Source organism: Akkermansia sp. KLE1798 (genome assembly GCF_001580195.1).
Classification (GTDB): Bacteria; Verrucomicrobiota; Verrucomicrobiia; order Verrucomicrobiales; family Akkermansiaceae; genus Akkermansia; species Akkermansia biwaensis.
The window spans coordinates 23,392-39,616 of the sequence record NZ_KQ971094.1; the positions used below are offsets into that span (position 1 = coordinate 23,392).

12 protein-coding genes are annotated in these 16,225 nt (G+C 60.3%); 3 read left to right on the plus strand and 9 right to left on the minus strand.

Features of this window, described 5'->3' with window-relative positions:
- Nucleotides 1-12: 12 nt before the first annotated feature.
- On the plus strand, nt 13-3,705 hold the full coding sequence (locus tag HMPREF3039_RS10585) for a LamG-like jellyroll fold domain-containing protein (RefSeq protein ID WP_167506809.1): 3,693 nt from the start codon (nt 13-15) through the stop codon (nt 3,703-3,705).
- A 242-nt stretch (nt 3,706-3,947) separates the two neighbouring features.
- On the opposite strand, the gene HMPREF3039_RS10590 is transcribed toward HMPREF3039_RS10585, so the two are convergent.
- The 9 genes from HMPREF3039_RS10590 to nadA form a co-directional block, all read right to left on the minus strand.
- Nucleotides 3,948-6,665 carry a tetratricopeptide repeat protein gene (locus HMPREF3039_RS10590; RefSeq protein WP_067572905.1) on the minus strand — a complete coding sequence of 906 codons (2,718 nt, stop codon included), beginning with the start codon at nt 6,663-6,665 and terminating at the stop codon, nt 3,948-3,950.
- Between the two features lie 164 nt (nt 6,666-6,829).
- Complete coding sequence (locus HMPREF3039_RS10595) at nt 6,830-7,969, minus strand: AMP-binding protein (protein WP_067982736.1); 1,140 nt, start codon at nt 7,967-7,969, stop codon at nt 6,830-6,832.
- Nucleotides 7,970-7,979: 10 nt separating this feature from the next.
- Nucleotides 7,980-8,291: a ribonuclease III domain-containing protein gene (locus tag HMPREF3039_RS10600; RefSeq protein ID WP_067572909.1), complete on the minus strand. Its 312-nt coding sequence runs from the start codon at nt 8,289-8,291 to the stop codon at nt 7,980-7,982.
- A complete protein-coding gene (locus HMPREF3039_RS10605) occupies nt 8,288-9,118 on the minus strand; it encodes an RbsD/FucU domain-containing protein (RefSeq protein ID WP_067572911.1) in 831 nt (276 codons plus the stop codon). Before HMPREF3039_RS10605 ends, HMPREF3039_RS10600 begins: the two co-directional genes overlap by 4 nt.
- 35 nt (nt 9,119-9,153) lie before the next feature.
- Entirely contained in the window at nt 9,154-9,738 is a 585-nt protein-coding gene (locus HMPREF3039_RS10610; RefSeq protein ID WP_067572913.1) for an NADH-quinone oxidoreductase subunit C, read from the minus strand.
- A gap of 35 nt (nt 9,739-9,773) precedes the next feature.
- Nucleotides 9,774-10,355 carry an NADH-quinone oxidoreductase subunit NuoB gene (nuoB, locus tag HMPREF3039_RS10615; RefSeq protein WP_067572915.1) on the minus strand — a complete coding sequence of 194 codons (582 nt, stop codon included), beginning with the start codon at nt 10,353-10,355 and terminating at the stop codon, nt 9,774-9,776.
- Nucleotides 10,356-10,684: 329 nt separating this feature from the next.
- On the minus strand, nt 10,685-10,966 hold the full coding sequence (locus tag HMPREF3039_RS10620) for a hypothetical protein (protein ID WP_067572917.1): 282 nt from the start codon (nt 10,964-10,966) through the stop codon (nt 10,685-10,687).
- 12 nt (nt 10,967-10,978) lie between these two features.
- A complete protein-coding gene (locus HMPREF3039_RS10625) occupies nt 10,979-11,983 on the minus strand; it encodes an SAM-dependent methyltransferase (RefSeq protein WP_067572918.1) in 1,005 nt (334 codons plus the stop codon).
- A 15-nt stretch (nt 11,984-11,998) separates the two neighbouring features.
- Entirely contained in the window at nt 11,999-12,934 is a 936-nt protein-coding gene (gene nadA / locus HMPREF3039_RS10630) for a quinolinate synthase NadA (protein ID WP_067572920.1), read from the minus strand.
- 112 nt (nt 12,935-13,046) lie between these two features.
- On the opposite strand from nadA, the gene ffh reads away from it, so the two are divergent.
- Nucleotides 13,047-14,480 (plus strand): signal recognition particle protein, encoded by a 1,434-nt coding sequence (ffh, locus tag HMPREF3039_RS10635; protein WP_067573188.1) that lies wholly within the window; start codon nt 13,047-13,049, stop codon nt 14,478-14,480.
- Nucleotides 14,481-14,568: 88 nt separating this feature from the next.
- Nucleotides 14,569-16,224, plus strand: coding sequence for a beta-N-acetylhexosaminidase (locus HMPREF3039_RS10640; protein ID WP_231863917.1), 1,656 nt, complete (start codon nt 14,569-14,571; stop codon nt 16,222-16,224).
- The last annotated feature ends 1 nt before the right edge of the window (nt 16,225 follow it).

The window sequence follows — 16,225 nt, forward strand, 5'->3', positions numbered from 1 at the left end:
TGATCAATGATCATGATGAAGAACAACGTCTTGCTCAGTCTGATTGTGGCGTTTGCATGCGGGCTGGGTGCTCTGGTGCATGGGGAATCCGCCAGGGAATCCTTTGGTGTTGATTTCGGAAATGCCTCCTCCACCACTCAGGAGGGATGGACCAATGCGTCCTTTACGGCAACCAGGGCCGGAGCGGCCAATACCTTCGTGAATGTTCCGCTGAGCAGAAACGGAGCGGCTTCCTCCTCCTCCATCATGGCGGGCAGCTTGTTCGGTAACGCCGTATATCTGTCCGTTTCCGCCAAGGCCAGTGTTAGAAATTTTAATAATCTTCTTTCTTCCAACACACTGTGGACATGGCAGGAAAACTCGGCCAGCCGTGGAACTCACGCGGCGGCCACTCCGGATTCCCCTTCGGCATTTGATTTTCCCAATCATTGCGAGGCATTCAACGCCAGCGGACGGCTGAGTGCCAATGGTACGCCCGAAGCCACGGCCACGGCGCGCGTATCCCTGTCCGGACTGCTTCCGGGGAAGGAATATACGGTTTCTTTCTTCATGGGGTCCAATAAACCCCAGTACCAGTCCGTTTCCCTGGTTTCCGGGGAATTGAAGGAGGTGAATGCCCTCCAGACTTCTTCGGGAACCTTGAATGGCGCAACTTGGACAGGCGCGGCGAACACGGCGGAAGGAGACATTTACATGGCCGTGGAGTGGAAGGCCTGTGCGGACGCTTCCGGCGTTCTGGAATTTGACGTAACCAAGAAGGCGAATGCCTCCGCTTCCGGGAGAATGGAACTGAACGCCCTTACCGTCATGACGGATGACTCTCCGGCTCCTCCCGCACCGGAACCGAGGCCCGTCAGCGTGCTGCATAACAGGGCCCTGACTTCCCTTCCTGCCGCAGTCGCGCTGCCTGTTCCGGCGGACACATGGTCCTCTTCCCGTGCAATGACGTGCGAACTCTGGATCAAGCCGGAAGGAGACTCTTCTTCCGGCAGGATTCTGTCTCTGGGAAACATTAACCTTTCCCTGAACCGGGGAAAACTTCAATTATCCTTCCCGGGACAGGAAGGGGAAACGGTTCTGGAAGCTTCCGGAGACGCGTTTGCCGCCGGGTCCTGGCATCATGTGGCCGTTTCCCTGGATGCTGAAAACGCCCGCCTGTATGTGGACGGCGCTGCGGCGGGTTCTCTTCCCGGCGCTCCTTTCCTCGCCGCCGCGGAAAAAGCCTGGAACGGCGTGGTGCTGGAAGCGGAATTCAGGGGTGCCAGGGATGAAGTGCGGTTCTGGAATGCCGCACTGGGTAATGACAGTGATGATTTCTTTCTGACGGGGCCTCTGCCCATGGCGCATCCCAGGTATGACCGGCTGGTTGGACTCTGGAGGCTGGACGGTGATTTCCGGGATGCCAAATGGACGGAATTTGCGGAAAAAACAGGGAGTGTCCTGACCCGTTCCTACCAGGCGGTGACGCCTGCCGGAGCGGAATTCTCCATCGTGACGGACAATGCCGTATTCCGCTACATGCTGGTGACAGGATATGTTCGTGAAGGCCATATCATGCGGAACTGGCCAAACAGGTCCCACATGATCAATAATTCGGACCTGATTTATATCGGTGCCGCTTCCCCCGCCGCCAATGGAGAGATCAATTTTTCTTATCCGAACAACGATGTGACGGAAAGCACGGGCGTGCGGCTGCTTCCTTCCGACGGCACGCAGACGAACGTTCTGGAATTCTCCGGGGACGGGGCCTGCATGTACGTAGGCAACGGCCTGGTAACGGGAAACAATGCGAATGCGTTCACGATTGAAATCAACATGGCCCTTTCCGTGGGGGAACAGAACGTCACCCTGTTTGAGAACGACAGCGTGTCCATGACGCTGTCATGGGCGGACGACCATTACAAGGCCCGTTTGCAAGTGGGTTCCACCGCCGCCTGGGAGGCTGATTTGCCTGCCGTGGCCCTCCATGAATACTTCTGGCTGTCCTTCATACGGAATTTCGCGGAGGGAACGGCCGTTTTTTACGTGAACGGTTCCGCCGTCGCTACGGCGGAAGCTTCCCCGGGCGACATGAACGGCACGGCGAATGCCGTGGTGGGGCGGAATTTGAAAGGCAGGATTGATGAAATGCGCGTGTGGCATCTGGCGCGGCCGGAGAACCGGCTGGGTACGGAAGTGTTGCCTGATTGGAACGACCGTCTTATTGTCGCCCGCTGGGGGGACAGCGACATCTTCGGGCGTGACACCGCTTCCTGGACGGAACACCTGCGCAGCCTGCGCAAATGGACGGCGGGCGTTTCCGGCATGCGCATCCGGCTCGGCATTGCCAGCGGGTCGTGGTCTTCCATGATCTCCAATGCCGCCGCGCGTCAAAGATTTGCGGACAACATAGCGGAATTGATCAAAACATACCCGCTGGACGGTGTGGACCTGGACTTTGAATGGATGTATGAGAACACTGCCCAGTGGAACCAGTACGGCATGCTGGCCCAGGCCATCCGCACCGCCTGCCCGGACATGTTCTTCTCCATCTCCCTCCATACGGTTTCCTACAAATTTCCGGCGGCCTACATGCAGTATGTGGACTATTTCACTTTCCAGAACTACGGGCCGTCCATTGACGTGAACACGTACAACAGCATGGTCACGGCATGCGGCAATTTCCGGAAGCAGGGATTCCCGGACAACAAGATCATTCTGAGCGCGCCCTTCCAGGGAACGCCCGGAGGCTCCAATCCCGGCACCTATATCAAGGGATACAGGGACATAGCCGCCAATTGCCCGGAAGTGGACAACCCGGACAACGACACGGCGGTTTATACCTACTCCGACGGAACTCGAACCCTCCATTACAACGGCGTAACGACGATCAAGAAAAAGGCCAAGTACATCAGCGACCAGAAACTGGCCGGATTCATGTACTGGGACTTGGGTCTGGACTTGGCGGACTCCGCCGGTCAGAACAACTACTTTGACCGCCGTTCCCTGCTGCGCGCCGCCAATCGATATGTCTCTTCCACATCGTTTCCCGACACGCTCTCTCCTTTCTCCCTCTCCCGCGTGGGGGCCGTCCTGCCGGCGGAAGGCGGCACGACGGACGTGGAAGTGCAGATGGAAGAGGAAAATCTGGGATGGATGGTGACCGTCCGTCCGGAATGGTTATCCGTTTCCGCGGATTCCGGCATCGGCCGGACGACGGTGGTTCTGACGGCCGGAGAAAACAAATCCGGAAGGCCCCGTACCGGAACGGTTGTGTTCCGGGCGTCCGACGGCCAGGAATGCTCCGTCAGCGTCACGCAGGAAGTACCTGAAACGGCAGGATATGACAAATGGGTACAGGACAAATTCCCCTCCGGCACGGCGGGGGACCAGACGGCCCCGGAGGCCGCACCCTCCGGCGACGGTATCGTCAACCTGATGAAATACGCTACGGGGCTTGATCCTCTCCGGCCCTGCGGAAGCGTCACCAGCGTGACGGCAAGGGAAGGGGAGGATGGAAAAATGCACCTGGTCCTGTCGTGGCCCGTCAATCCGGATGCAACGGACGTGAAGCATGAGGTGGAGGCGTCCACGGATCTGAAAACCTGGACGCTGCTGGGTGAAGCGGAAACGGCGGGAAAGACCGCGGCGCAATTTGTGGACCCGGAAGCGGTCGGTGCTGCTGGGGAACGCCGCTTTCTGCGCCTGAAAGTGACCAGGGAATAATCCTCTGCCGGATTTCACCAAAATTTCTTCAAACTCCTTCCGGGGAACGGAAGCTCCGGGTTTTCGTGCCCGAAGGAATGCGGACCCTGCGAGGAAAGAAAAATGGGACGGCGCCATGCACTGCCGGACAGGGAGCCGTCGGCAGGCTTTCAGCATGAAAGGCGGAGTTTTCCGTTTCCGTGCGCGGACAGGAATGGAAAATAACCGTTCTCCACGTTGAGGGGCATTCCCGAAAGCGGAGATTACTTAATCGCCTTCTTCATCTTCTCCTTGACCCGTTCCATATTGGCCCGGGCGTCTTCATTGCCCAGGGCGGCCGCCTGTTCGTACCATTTTTTGGCTTCCTCCAGGTTCTTAGCCACTCCGTTTCCTCCTTCATACATGGAGCCGAGATTGTTCATGGCCTTGTCGTCTTCCTGTTCCGCTCCCTTCATGTAGAACTGGTACGCCAGGGCGGTATCCCTCTGCGTGCCCAGTCCTTCTTCATGCAGATAGCCCAGCAGGAAGTACAATCCGGGAACGGGACGCACCTGGTTCGGTTCCAGCTTGGTCAGAATCTCCAGGGCGGCTTTCGGGTCCGGTTCCATCCCTTCTCCCTTGATCAGCAGCCTGGCCTTTTCCACCAGGGCTTCCGGATCGTTCGTTTCCGCGGCTTTCAGCACATAATCCCTGTACAGCTCCTTGTTCGGTTGCACGCCGATTCCCTGCTCGTAATAACGGGCCATGCGCTTGAATCCGCGCACGTCGTTCTTCCTCACCAGTGCGGTGGAAGCGGTCATGGCGGAGGCCTGAAGCTGCTGGCGTTCGGCCGGGTCCTGCACGTTGCGGGCCACGGTTTCGTAATAGGCGGCCAATTCGTCCAGGGCGGTCAGGCTTCCCAGTTCCGCCGCCTGTTCCCAGAACTTCACGGCTTCTGGATTGACGGTAGCGGGCTCCGGAGCGCTGCGCTCCCTGCCGCTTTCGGTCATCCACGGGGGAACGGCGCCGGGATCGGTGTCCTCCCCTCCCGTGGCCGTCTTGTCCGTGCGGGAGGCATCCTTCCTTTCCTCTCCGGCTGTCTGTTCCGCCGCATTCTGGGGATAGGCCGCTTGGTTTGCCAGGAAAAGCAGGGAAGGGATGTGCCCGCGGGAAGCAAGACCATGCATCATGGCGCTGTAGGGCTGAAGGTTCTCGTTGTTGGAGCTCCATATGTCCGCCGCGTCCACATGGCCTTTCAGGGCCGCGCGGAACATCCAGGAATCTCCTTCCGCCATGCGTTTTTCCAGTCCGAACTCATAAATCAGCGCGCGGCCCAGAACGTACATGCCGCAGGGATCGCTCTGTCCGGCGGAAAGCCGAGCCCAGGCAAGGGCTTCCGGATAACCGGACTCCTCGCTCCTGTAGCTGAACAGCATCAGGTAGGCCAGGTTGGCCTGACTGAGGGAGTCTCCTTCCCGTGCCTTGCTGCGGAGGGGGGTTATCAGGGTTTCCCACTGTTCCGGCGTGACGTATTCCGCAATTCCTTTCAGCGTAATGAAATCTCCGGTGGCGGCTTTAGCCAGGCAGTCGTTCAGCAGGGTTGCCCCCGGCTCCGAAGCCGGTTTCTCCAGCAGGTCGGGGTCTTCCATCTGGGCCAGGCGCAATTTGGCAAGGGGGTGGCCTTCCTCCGCCGCCATCTTATACCACGTGCGCATATTCTCCTGCGCTTCATGGGCCTTTCCCACGGAATCCATCGTATTGGCCAATTCCTCCTTCCACAGCTCGCCGAGCTGGACGCAGGAATCCACGTCCCCCATCTGGGAGGCCAGTTCCAGTTCCTTGTGAGTTTTGGCGTAGGGGGGAAGATGGTTGAGTTTTTTCTGCGGAAGCGCGAGCGGTTCTTTCAGGAAGGGCATGGCCCGTTCGTCATGAAGCGCCAGCAGGGCCCGGGCCGCTTTCTGCACTTCCTGTTCCTGCGGAGGCTTGGCCTCGGACAGAAGCTGGGAATACCACGCGCAGGCATTGTTGCTGCCCAGTTTCCGGGCTTTGTCGAACATGTCCTGAAGCATCTTTCCGTCCACGGAACCGGGCTTTTCCTTCATGTAGCCGGAAAGTCCGGCCAGCAGGCATTCCAGGTCTCCCCGGGCACACAGGCTTTTCAGAAATCCCCTGTTTTTTTCCGCATCGGTTCCTTCCGGCATGGCCGCGAGGGTACGCATGGCCGTGGCATGGCCCTGTTCCGCAGCCCGGGAAAGTGTTTGAACGGCCAAATCCTGCCATTCCTTCCGGCGCGGATCGTTTTGGGGAACGGAATTGCTCAGGGAAAAGGCCAGCTGCCCCATCCGCGCCAGCAGGACCGGTTTGGCATTTCTGCCGTGCTTCTGCAGGGTGGCAAGAGTGGCGGCCGGGTCTTCCTTCAGCCAGTCCGTTTTGATGAAGGCAAGCTGGGCCAGGGCGTCCTGGTCCCCCTTGGCCGCCTTCTTTTCCAGCGGCGCGAGATAACGCTTCAAATCTTCCGCGGGAAGGTCCGTAACCGTGTACAGGGCCGTCACGGCATCCATGTCCCCCTGTTCCGCCAGCTTGCGGCAGTCGGCGAGCCATTCCGCATGCTCCGGCCGCATGGGGGCGGTTTTGAAAATCCCGAAAATCCCGTAGGGGTCCGTCATCATCAGCCGCGGAGCCGGATGCCCGGACTTCTCCGCCGCTTTCTGGAAAAAGCTCTGCATGTGCTCCAGGCAGGCCAGGGGCAGGTCGCCCCGGTTCAAGTAATAAAACCCCATCCAGTACTCCCCAGCCAGCATATTGGCGCGGAAATCGCCCATCAGGGCCTTGTCGAGAAGTTCTCCGTAAGTCCACCCTCCGTCCATGGGCAGTTGGTCCAGATGCGGGGACTGAACCTGTCCGGGTTTTCCGGACGCCGTCTCCATTGATGCCGCGGGAACGTCCTGGGCGTTGGTCAGGGCGGAAAAAATAAAAGGAATAAGCAAAAGACGGGCACGCATGGATTAGTTCTTTTCTAACAGGAAAAACCTATGCCCTACAAGCGTTTTTCACGTGCCCTGATGTTTAAATATTTATTATGTCACGTTCTTTTTCCGGGAGTGGCGGATATGCCTCTGCCGGCACTCCGGAGGGGGAAATGAAAAGCCGCGGAACGGATGCGTTCCTACCGGGGAAAATCCACCCGCTCCCGTTTCTCAGGATGTTCCCGCATCATGGCGCGCAGCGCGGCGCGGTCCAGTTTTCCCATGATTGTCAGGGGTATGGGCGTTTCCATGATGGAGCCTATGCGCTGCGGACCGGGCGCCGTTTCATTCCATTCGCGGGAAGCTTCTTTCAGACGTGCAGCGGAAGGACCGCAGGCTACCAGTTCCGCGCCTGCGCGCGGGTGGGCCGCGGCTTCCACCACGGCGCCGGGCGCGCGGCGCTGCAGGGCCTCCTGGACCGCATCCGGATCAACCAGTTCCCCCAGGATTTTGACGAGCCTGTCGGCCCGGCGCAGGAACGTCAGGAAGCGTCCTTCCAGGCGCACCAGGTCGCAGGTAGTCCACCAGTCGCGGGACGGCACGTGTTCCAGCAGGAATTCGCCGTTGTCCTGCGTCAGCAGGCGTCCGCACAGCTTGCCTTCCCCCTGGAAGCGCGCACGGCCCAGGGAATCCGCCGCCAACTCCCAGTGCGGGAGAATGGAAAGCCGGTCCGTATGGTAGGGTTCATCCGGAAGGGCGGTAGCCAGTTGGGAGCCGGACTCCGTCATGCCGTAGCTCTGAACCACGGGCCAGCCGAGCGCGCGGGCGCGCCTGCCCGTCTCCATATCCAGCGCGCCGCCGCCCACGATGATGCACCGGACGCCGGGGGGAGCCTGTATTTCCCCGTTCACCAGGTCAACGACCTGCGTGGGCACGAGTGAGGACCACCGCGCTCCGGAAGTTTTCATCAGGTCCGCGTAGGCACGCGGATTCCACTTGCCCTCCAGGGCATGCACGGCCGTGCCGGCAAGCCCGGCGCGCAGGTAAATCATGGCGCCCCCCACGTGCCAGACGGGCAGGGGACAGCACCAGTCTCCGCGTTCCGCATGCAGGTGCTCCAGAGCGCCGCGGGCACAGATGTCCAGCGCCTGCCGGGTAAACAAAACGGCCTTGGGCGGAGAGCCGGAGGAACCGGACGTGGCGAAGGCGATCAGGTCTTCCATGCCTTGCCGCTCCAGGAAAGCGGCGGCGCGGCGCGCCCATTCCGACAGGTGCGGAGGCGCCATCACGCACGGTCCGGCGTTTTGCTCCCAGGGCATGGGTGTTCCGGTAGCGGGCATGGCGGCGGGATTACCTGAGAGCTTTCCGGCGCAGGGTATGCCAGCGCTCCTCCATGCGGGGTCTCAAATTCTGTTCAATCCAGGCGTAGGCGGCTTCCAGCCCCTCCGCCTTGAACATGCGGCCTATTTCCGCTTCCACACCCGTGGCGTTGCCCGTGCGGCGCAAGAAATCATTGCTGGTGAATTCCACGAAGAGCTTGCCGTTGATGGCTCCTTCCTCCGCCAGAATCCACTCCCTTACGTAGAGCGCCAGAATGGCGTCGCCCACCCATGCTTCAATGCGGAGGCGTTCCTCGGTAGCCTTGTCGATATGTCGGTTCATGAAAATCTGGCGATGGCTGACTTGCCGCCCAGCGGGTCCTTGATGGGCGGCGGGGCGATACCGGGCGCCTTGTCTCCGGCCGGAGGCGCGGCAGGGGCCGGTTGTCCGCCGTCTTTGGGGAGCACGGGGAGCTTGTCCGCAGGAGATGCGGCGGGAACGGCCGGCGGCGGGGCTGCGGAATTGGGCTGAACCGGGGCGGTTGCGGGATTGGGGACCGGGACAGGTGCAAGCGGAACGTCCAGAACGGTGTCCCCGGCCTGGCGGCGGTTGGCGGCGTCCCTGGCCTCCAGCTTTTTGCGCAGGGCCGTTTCCGACTCCGAATTCCAGTAGCCGGAATCCAGTTCAATGTAAATGTTGGAATAGGGAAGTGCCGTTTTGGTCTTGATGACCAATACATTAAACTGCTTGGAAGCGTCCTCGATCAGGGAATTGATCGTGCGGCTCATCAGTTCAAAATGCTGGCGTCCGGGAAGCATCTTGTTGATATTGTTGCGGTAGCGCTTGATGCCGGGGGCGTAGTCCTCCGTGACGCTGCGCAGCTCGGAGCTGATCATGATGCGGGGCAGCACGTGGGCCTCCTCTTCCAGAATGTCCAGAACCTCAAGAAGAACTTCGTCGGACTTCTTGTCGGAAACCATGGTCTTGATGCCGGAGCCCGTATAAGCCGGGAAAGAGGCCTCCGCAATGACAATCCAGTTCCTGGCCCCGACGAGGGCCAGATTTTTATACAACTGATCCTTCCATTCCTGCTCTGCCGGATTGGCGTTCTGGCAGCTGCCGAGCAGGCTGATGAAGCATACTGACAGGATGGAGGCGAAACGGATCATGGGGCGGGCCCTGGCTCGCAGGGCGGAAAACGGGGCTAAAACTTGTGTGATCTGGGTTCGCGGCATGTACTGGGGCAGGCGCCCTGTTCCGTGGCGAACGGCGCTCCCTGGGTGGGGGCTGCTTCCGTAAACGCGACTCCCGGCACTTCCGTGGGCAGGCCCTGGACGGGGAAATCCTTCCGGAGCGGAAAATAGGGATAACCCTCCCACATCAGGATGCGGCGCATGTCCGGATGGCCGGAGAATTTAATGCCCATCAGGTCCCACACTTCGCGTTCGTGCCAGTTGGCGCCCTGGAAAATCCCGGCGACGCTGGGCACTTCCTCGCCGTCGTCCACCTTCGTCTTGAGGCTCAGGTTCACGCCCGTTTCCGCCTGGGTCAGCGTGTAGATAACTTCAAAGCGGGGGCTCTCGCCCATGTTGTCCACGGAGCAGAGGTTCACCAGCATGTCGAACCCGGCGGAATCCCGCAGCCAGCGGACGACTTCCGCCACGGAATTGCGGGCCACGGTCAGCGTGGTGTCTCCGCGGAATTCATAACGGTCCGTGATGACGTCCCTGCCGAAGCGGTTCAGGACGCTGTCTGCGGCGGTCTTGATCTGTGATTCTGAAGAAGGCATGGAGAAAAGGAGGTAAAAGGTGGAGGAGGGAAGGATTATTCGATGGGCATTTCCGTGGAAATCGGCATGGGGGAGTTGGCTTCCCTGGGTTCATCCTTCTTGAAGAAGGTGCGGGCGGGATGCTGGGTGTCCAGCTTCTTGCGGAGGGTGAGCAGGCTTTCTAGAATGGCTTCCGGCCGGGGAGGGCACCCGGAAATGTAAACGTCCACGGGTAGAATCTTGTCCACGCCCTGCAGCACGGAATAGGAGCGGAACATGCCGCCGGTGGAAGCGCAGGCGCCCATCGCAATGCACCATTTGGGCTCCGGCATCTGGTCCCAGATGCGGCGCACGGCCAGGGCCATCTTGTAGGTCACGGTGCCGGCCACGATCATCACGTCCGCCTGGCGCGGGGAGAAGCGCGTCACTTCGGAGCCGAAACGGGAAAGGTCGTACCGGGAGCAGGCCACGGCCATGAACTCGATGGCGCAGCAGGAAAGCCCCATCGGCATGGGCCAGAGGGAATTTTTACGAATCCAGTTGATGGCGGCATCCAGCGTGGTGTAGACGAAATTGCCTTCCGCATTGGGGTCCAATACTCCTGTTTCGTAAATATTCGGTTCGTTTGTGGTGACCATGATGATAGATAAATCTTGCTGAAGCCAGATTAGCGACCTGCCTTCAACTCTCAAGCCTTAATTTGGTTCAATCATGTTTTTCTACGGCCCCGTTCCGCCTGGTCTTTCAAACCATTCGGGGCGGGATGAATAAACCCGCACAGGGTTGCCCCCGTGCGGGTTTTTATCCAACTATATTACCTATGAAACTCAGAACTCCCCATTATGAACGGCGGTCTCTCTACCTCCCGCCGTCCGGTTTGTTGCTGATGGAGGTTAGAGTCCGCATGACGGTTTGACGTTCAAAAAAGTTGAAGAAATTATGACACGGGCAATTCGAGTATTGATACTCAATAATTCTTGTTGGATTGTCCTCTCTCGTAGTGGGAGGCAAGGCTGGAACGGATGGCCAGATGAACAATCAGCCAGAGCCCTGAGATAATGCTTGCCGCCACGCACGCCGTGTCCCCCAGCATGCCGCTGAAGAGCCATACGCCCGGCACGAAAGCCAGCAGGATGATGCCCCCAAGACGCCAGTAAAGAAACTCTCCCGGATAGCGGGCGCAGGGATTGAGGCTGGAAAGCAGGGACAGGGAATCAATAAGGTCCAGCAGCAAATTCAGAATGGTCATGAGAAATAGAGTTCATGGTTGCAAACGTTCGTGAATCAGCACCTGGAAATGACTGCCCGCGCCGTATTCGTCCGTCAGGAAGGCGTCCTGCGGCGTGTTTTCCGCGTAGGGAAGCAGGTAGTCCCGCTGGGCGGTCAGGGTGACCCGGTCCCCGATGCAGTTGCGGGAAAGTTCCAGAAGGTCCGTGAAATTGACGTCGCAGGTGATGTCCGTCATGCCGGGGTAGCGGTACAGCTCCTCCCCGCTCAGTACTTGGTGGCTCTTGTAGCCGCGCAGGGAACCCTTCGGGCGGCGATGGTACAGGTATTCCATCTCCGCGCCGTAATCGATGACCGTCATGGAGCCCGTACTCCACAGGGGAAGCCATGCGGTGAACCACTTGGCGTAGGAATCATGGATTTCAATACGCTGGCCCGGCTGGGAATCGTACTCCAGCATGTGGGAAAACAGCGGCTTCTGAAGAACGGGGCGCAGTTCCTCCCGGATGGCGCCGTCCTTCACGGTCAGGCCGACTTCCTGCCAGCCCTGTTCCGTGTATTCGAACACCCGCGCGGGAAAGGCGTCCACCAGTTCATTGGAAAAAATAAAGGCCTTTCCGCCGCAATGCTTCAGGGCTTTTTCCATGCCGGAATAGATTTTTGCCTGGCTGCCCAGCAAAAGGTGCTGGAACTCCCGGAGCCGGGGGGACGCCTCCACAATCACGTAATCCGTGTTCAGCCGGTTCCAGAAGCCCAGCTGGTCCATGATCTTGACGGCCAGGGCGCCGGAACCGGCTCCTATCTCCAGCAGGGGCAGGCGCGTGCCGCAGCGGGCGCACGCCTCCTTCCAGCGGGCGATGATAGCTTTGGCCAGAATGGGGGAAAGAGTGGGCGTGGTGGAAAAATCCCCGCGCATCCCGATGTTTTCAATGGTGGTGGAATAATAGCCTTCCTCCGGATGGTGCAGGGCCAGTTGCATGAAGGCTTCCAGGGAAAGCCAGCCTCCGGCTGCGGCAATGTGGTCGGAAAGGCGTATCATGTCCGGGAACGGCGGTCAGGATTTGGACTGTTCCAGCATGCGGAGCAGGGGGGCCTCCGCCCGTTTGCGCAGGTCTTCCGGCAATTCCACGGCGGGGGTGAGGTCACGCAGGGCATGGTACAGTTTTTCCAGCGTATTCATCTTCATGTACGGGCAGGTGCTGCAGGAGCACTGTTCCGTGGGTGCCGGGATGAACTCCTTGCCCGGCACCAGCTTGCGCAGGCGGTGCAGAATGCCGGATTCCGTCACGATGATGAAGGAGGAGGCGGGGCTCTCCGTGCAGAAGGGAATCATCTTTTCCGTGGAGCAGATATGGTCCGCCAGCAGGCGCACGGCCTCCGTGCACTCCGGATGGGCCACTACCAGGGCGCCGGGGTGCCGGTCCTTCAGGGCCTGGATCTGGTCCCGCGTGAATTCCATGTGAACGTGGCAGGAACCGTTCCACAGCTCCATGGGGCGGTCGAGCTGGCGGCCTACCCACGCGCCCAGATTCTGGTCGGGCACGAACAGGATGGGACGGTCCGCCGGAGCCTGGGAAACGATCTTCACGGCATTCCCGGAAGTGACGATGACGTCCGCCAGGGCCTTCACGCCTATGGAGCAGTTGACGTACGCCACGACATAATAATTCCTGTGGGCGTTCTCCTTCAGGAAGGCTGCCAGGTCCCCGGCGTCGCAGGAGGCCTCCAGGGAGCACCCGGCGTCGGCGTCCGGCAGGACGACCGTTTTGTCCGGATTGAGAATCTTGGCGGTTTCCGCCATGAAGTGGACGCCGCAGAAGGCGATCACGCGGCAGTCCGTGCTCTGCGCCTTGTAGGCCAGTCCCAGGGAATCCCCCACAAAATCCGCAATATCCTGGATATCCGCCGTCTGGTAGCTGTGGGCCAGGATGATGGCGTTGCGCTCTTTCTTCAGGCGCAGGATTTCCTCTTTCAGGTCAACGGGTGCCATGCGGGAAAAGATGGGACGGAAGCCCCGGCAAGTCAAGCATCATGTCCTGATGCAGGCCGCGCCTGTTGACGGAGGCGGGGAATTGTGGCACAGTCTGGCACACCGCACGATTATGTTTTCACTTTTAGCAGATAAACTGGACAACACGTTTCGGAGGCTGAGGGGCCTGGGAAAGATTTCTGAAAAGAACATTGCGGACGCCATGCGCGACATCCGGCTGGCCCTGCTGGAAGCCGACGTGGAGTTCGGCGTGGCCAGGGACTTCATTGTCCGCGTCAAGGAGCGCGCCATGGGGCAGGAAGTGCTCAAATCCATCAAGCCCGGGGAACAGATCGTCAAAATCTTCCGTGATGAAATCGCCTCCCTGCTGGGCGGCGATGCCGTGGGCCTGGATCTGACGGACCCTGCCAGAATCATGGTGGTGGGCCTGAACGGCGCCGGGAAGACCACCACCAGCGCGAAGCTGGCCCTGCGCCTGAAAAACGAAGGGCGCCGCCCGCTGCTGGTGGCCTGCGACCTGGTGCGCCCCGCCGCCGTTGACCAGCTGGCTACCCTGGCGGAACAGATCCAGGTGCCCGTGTACAAGCCCGCGCCCGGCAGCCGGGACGTAGTGGCCGTGGCCCGGGAAGCCCTGGAATGGGCCAAAACCCAGAACGGAACCGTCATGATCTTTGACACGGCGGGCCGCCAGGAAGTGGACGAGGCGCTGATCGACGAACTGCGCCATCTGCACTCCTTCCTCTCTCCCCGTGAAACCCTGCTGGTGGTGGATGCCGCCACGGGGCAGCAGGCCGTTGGCGTGGCCCAGACCTTTGACCGGGCCGTCAACGTGACGGGCATCGTCCTGACCAAGCTGGACGGCGACGCCCGCGGCGGCGCGGCCCTCTCCATGCGTTCCGTGACGGGCAAGCCCATCAAATTCTCCGGGGAAGGGGAAAAACTGGACCAGTTCGGCCCCTTCGTCCCCGGACGCATGGCGGACCGTATTCTGGGCATGGGGGACATCGTGGGCCTGGTGGAGCATGCCGCCGCCCGCATTGACGAGGAACAGGCGGCCAAATCCATGAGCCGCATGATGTCCGGCAAATTCGACTTCAACGACTTTCTGGACCAGATGAAAATGATGCAGAACCTGGGACCCCTGGAAGGGCTGCTGGGACTTCTGCCTGGCTTCGGAAAAATCAAAAAGCAGCTCCCGGACGGCGCGCTTGATCCCAAAAGGATGAAGCACATGGAAGCCATCGTCCTTTCCATGACGGCCAGGGAGCGCAGCAACCCCAACCTGCTGAACCCGTCCCGCCGCCGGCGCATCGCCGCCGGCTCCGGACGTTCCCTGATGGAGGTGAACAAGCTCATCAAGAACTTTTCGGAAATGCGCAAGATGATGTCCGGCAAGGGCAAAATGGGCGCCATGATGAAGCAGATGGGGGCCATGAAAGGCGGCAAGATGCCAAGCCTTCCCGGAATGGGAGGAGGCCTGGGCGCCTTGAAAGGCCTCGGAGGCCTCGGCGGAGGTCTGGGAGGCCTGTTCGGCGGCCGCAAATAACCGTTTTGAAAAAGGCGCGTGCATCATGCCGCGCCTTTTTTGTTTTCCCTGGGTGAAAGGGCTCTCCCTCTGGACACGTAAATCCGGAATGAGGCTGACCAGGGAACGTTTTCACCGGATGAGCGCCATTGTGGCTCTGGCTGCATGCCTGACGGCGGCGGGAGGGGCTCCCGTCCCTGCGGAAGACGTTTTGCTTCCCGCGCCGTCCGAATGCAGGTCCGACGCCTCCGTTCCCGTGCGCCTGCCTCTGCGCCTGGCCGTTTATGCCCCCGGCAGGGACGCCGGAAAGGTGGAAGCCCTGCTGAACGTTCTGAATGCCCAGGGCATTGTCACGGGACTCTCCATGACCGGGGACAGGGAATCCGCGGACGTGCTGTGTTCCCTGGAAGGCGAGTCCGCGGAAACGGGAGAGGGCTATGAAATGCGCCTGGAAAGCCGGAAGGGGGGAAGAGGCGTCCTGCATCTGCGCGCGGCGGCTCCGCAGGGGCTCTTCTACGCGTGGCAGAGTGCGGTGCAAATACTGAACGCCAACCGGACGGAAGGCGGATTTTTCGTACCCGCATTCTCCATCAGAGACGTTCCGCGGTTCGAATGGCGGGGCATCATGCTGGACGTCTCCCGCCATTTCTTCACGATGGCGGAAGTCAAGCGCATGATTGACACCATGTCCCTCTTCAAGCTCAACCGGCTGCACCTGCACCTCACGGACGGTCCCGGCTGGCGGCTGGAAATCAAAAAATACCCGCTCCTGACGGCCATGAGCGCCTGGCGCGTGCCGCTGGCCAGCGGGGAATGGAACTGGCAGGAAGTAAAGCTGGCCATTCAGGAAAACGATCCGGAAGCGACATACGGCGGATTCTACACGCAGGAGCAGATGAAGGAAATCATCGCGTATGCCCGGAGCCGTCGGGTGACCGTCGTTCCGGAAATAGAGCTGCCCGGCCATGCGTATGCCGCCATGCACGCTTACGGAGAACTGGTCTGCGACGGAGTCAACTTTCCCGTGGAAGGCAAGAAGGGTCGGGATACCGTTTGCATGGGGCGGCCGGAAACCCTCCGGTTCGTGAAAGACGTGGTGGATGAACTGAAGACCATCTTTCCGCCCGGTTCCCCCATCCATCTGGGGCATGATGAAGTGTCCACGGAATCATGGAGGAACTGCAAGTACTGCCAGAGCCGTTTGAAGGAATTGAATGAAAACAGCCTGAAAGCCCTCGGCAGGGACTTTCTCCAACAGGTCGCGTCCTATGTGCGGCAGGGAGGCTATGACGCCATCGTCTGGGACGAGGGCGGGGAACTGGAAGCCGACAAACACATCTTTGTAATGGCGTGGCGAGGCAATGACGTCGCTGCGGCAGCGGCCAGGAAGGGCCACTCCGTCATCCTCTCCCCTTCCTCCCATTTCTATTTTGACTACTACCAGTCCGCCTCCGCCGCGGAACCGAAGGCCATTGGCGGCCTCATACCCCTCAGGCAGGTTTACGGCTACGAACTGCCGGAACTGGCCCCGGAGGAAGCCCGGAAAGTCCGCGGACTCCAGGCCAATATCTGGACGGAATACCTTTACGACATGGGACTGGTGGAATACATGGCGTGGCCCCGTGCCCTGGCTCTGGCGGAACGGGCCTGGAGCGACTGCGACCCCAGGGATTACCAATCCTTCCGCAGCCGCGCAGCCCTGGCCCTGAAACTCCTGGAAAAGCTGGCCGTGAAATACCGCCCCATGGACGAGGAGGACGGGTAGC

Excerpts from the sequence above, each read along its gene's own strand:
- HMPREF3039_RS10585 (WP_167506809.1), top strand. The coding sequence starts at position 13 with ATGATGAAGAACAACGTCTTGCTCAGTCTGATTGTGGCGTTTGCATGC.
- HMPREF3039_RS10590 (WP_067572905.1), bottom strand. The coding sequence starts at position 6,665 with ATGCGTGCCCGTCTTTTGCTTATTCCTTTTATTTTTTCCGCCCTGACC.
- HMPREF3039_RS10595 (WP_067982736.1), bottom strand. The coding sequence starts at position 7,969 with ATGCCCGCTACCGGAACACCCATGCCCTGGGAGCAAAACGCCGGACCG.
- HMPREF3039_RS10600 (WP_067572909.1), bottom strand. The coding sequence starts at position 8,291 with ATGAACCGACATATCGACAAGGCTACCGAGGAACGCCTCCGCATTGAA.
- HMPREF3039_RS10605 (WP_067572911.1), bottom strand. The coding sequence starts at position 9,118 with ATGATCCGTTTCGCCTCCATCCTGTCAGTATGCTTCATCAGCCTGCTC.
- HMPREF3039_RS10610 (WP_067572913.1), bottom strand. The coding sequence starts at position 9,738 with ATGCCTTCTTCAGAATCACAGATCAAGACCGCCGCAGACAGCGTCCTG.
- nuoB (WP_067572915.1), bottom strand. The coding sequence starts at position 10,355 with ATGGTCACCACAAACGAACCGAATATTTACGAAACAGGAGTATTGGAC.
- HMPREF3039_RS10620 (WP_067572917.1), bottom strand. The coding sequence starts at position 10,966 with ATGACCATTCTGAATTTGCTGCTGGACCTTATTGATTCCCTGTCCCTG.
- HMPREF3039_RS10625 (WP_067572918.1), bottom strand. The coding sequence starts at position 11,983 with ATGATACGCCTTTCCGACCACATTGCCGCAGCCGGAGGCTGGCTTTCC.
- nadA (WP_067572920.1), bottom strand. The coding sequence starts at position 12,934 with ATGGCACCCGTTGACCTGAAAGAGGAAATCCTGCGCCTGAAGAAAGAG.
- ffh (WP_067573188.1), top strand. The coding sequence starts at position 13,047 with ATGTTTTCACTTTTAGCAGATAAACTGGACAACACGTTTCGGAGGCTG.
- HMPREF3039_RS10640 (WP_231863917.1), top strand. The coding sequence starts at position 14,569 with ATGAGGCTGACCAGGGAACGTTTTCACCGGATGAGCGCCATTGTGGCT.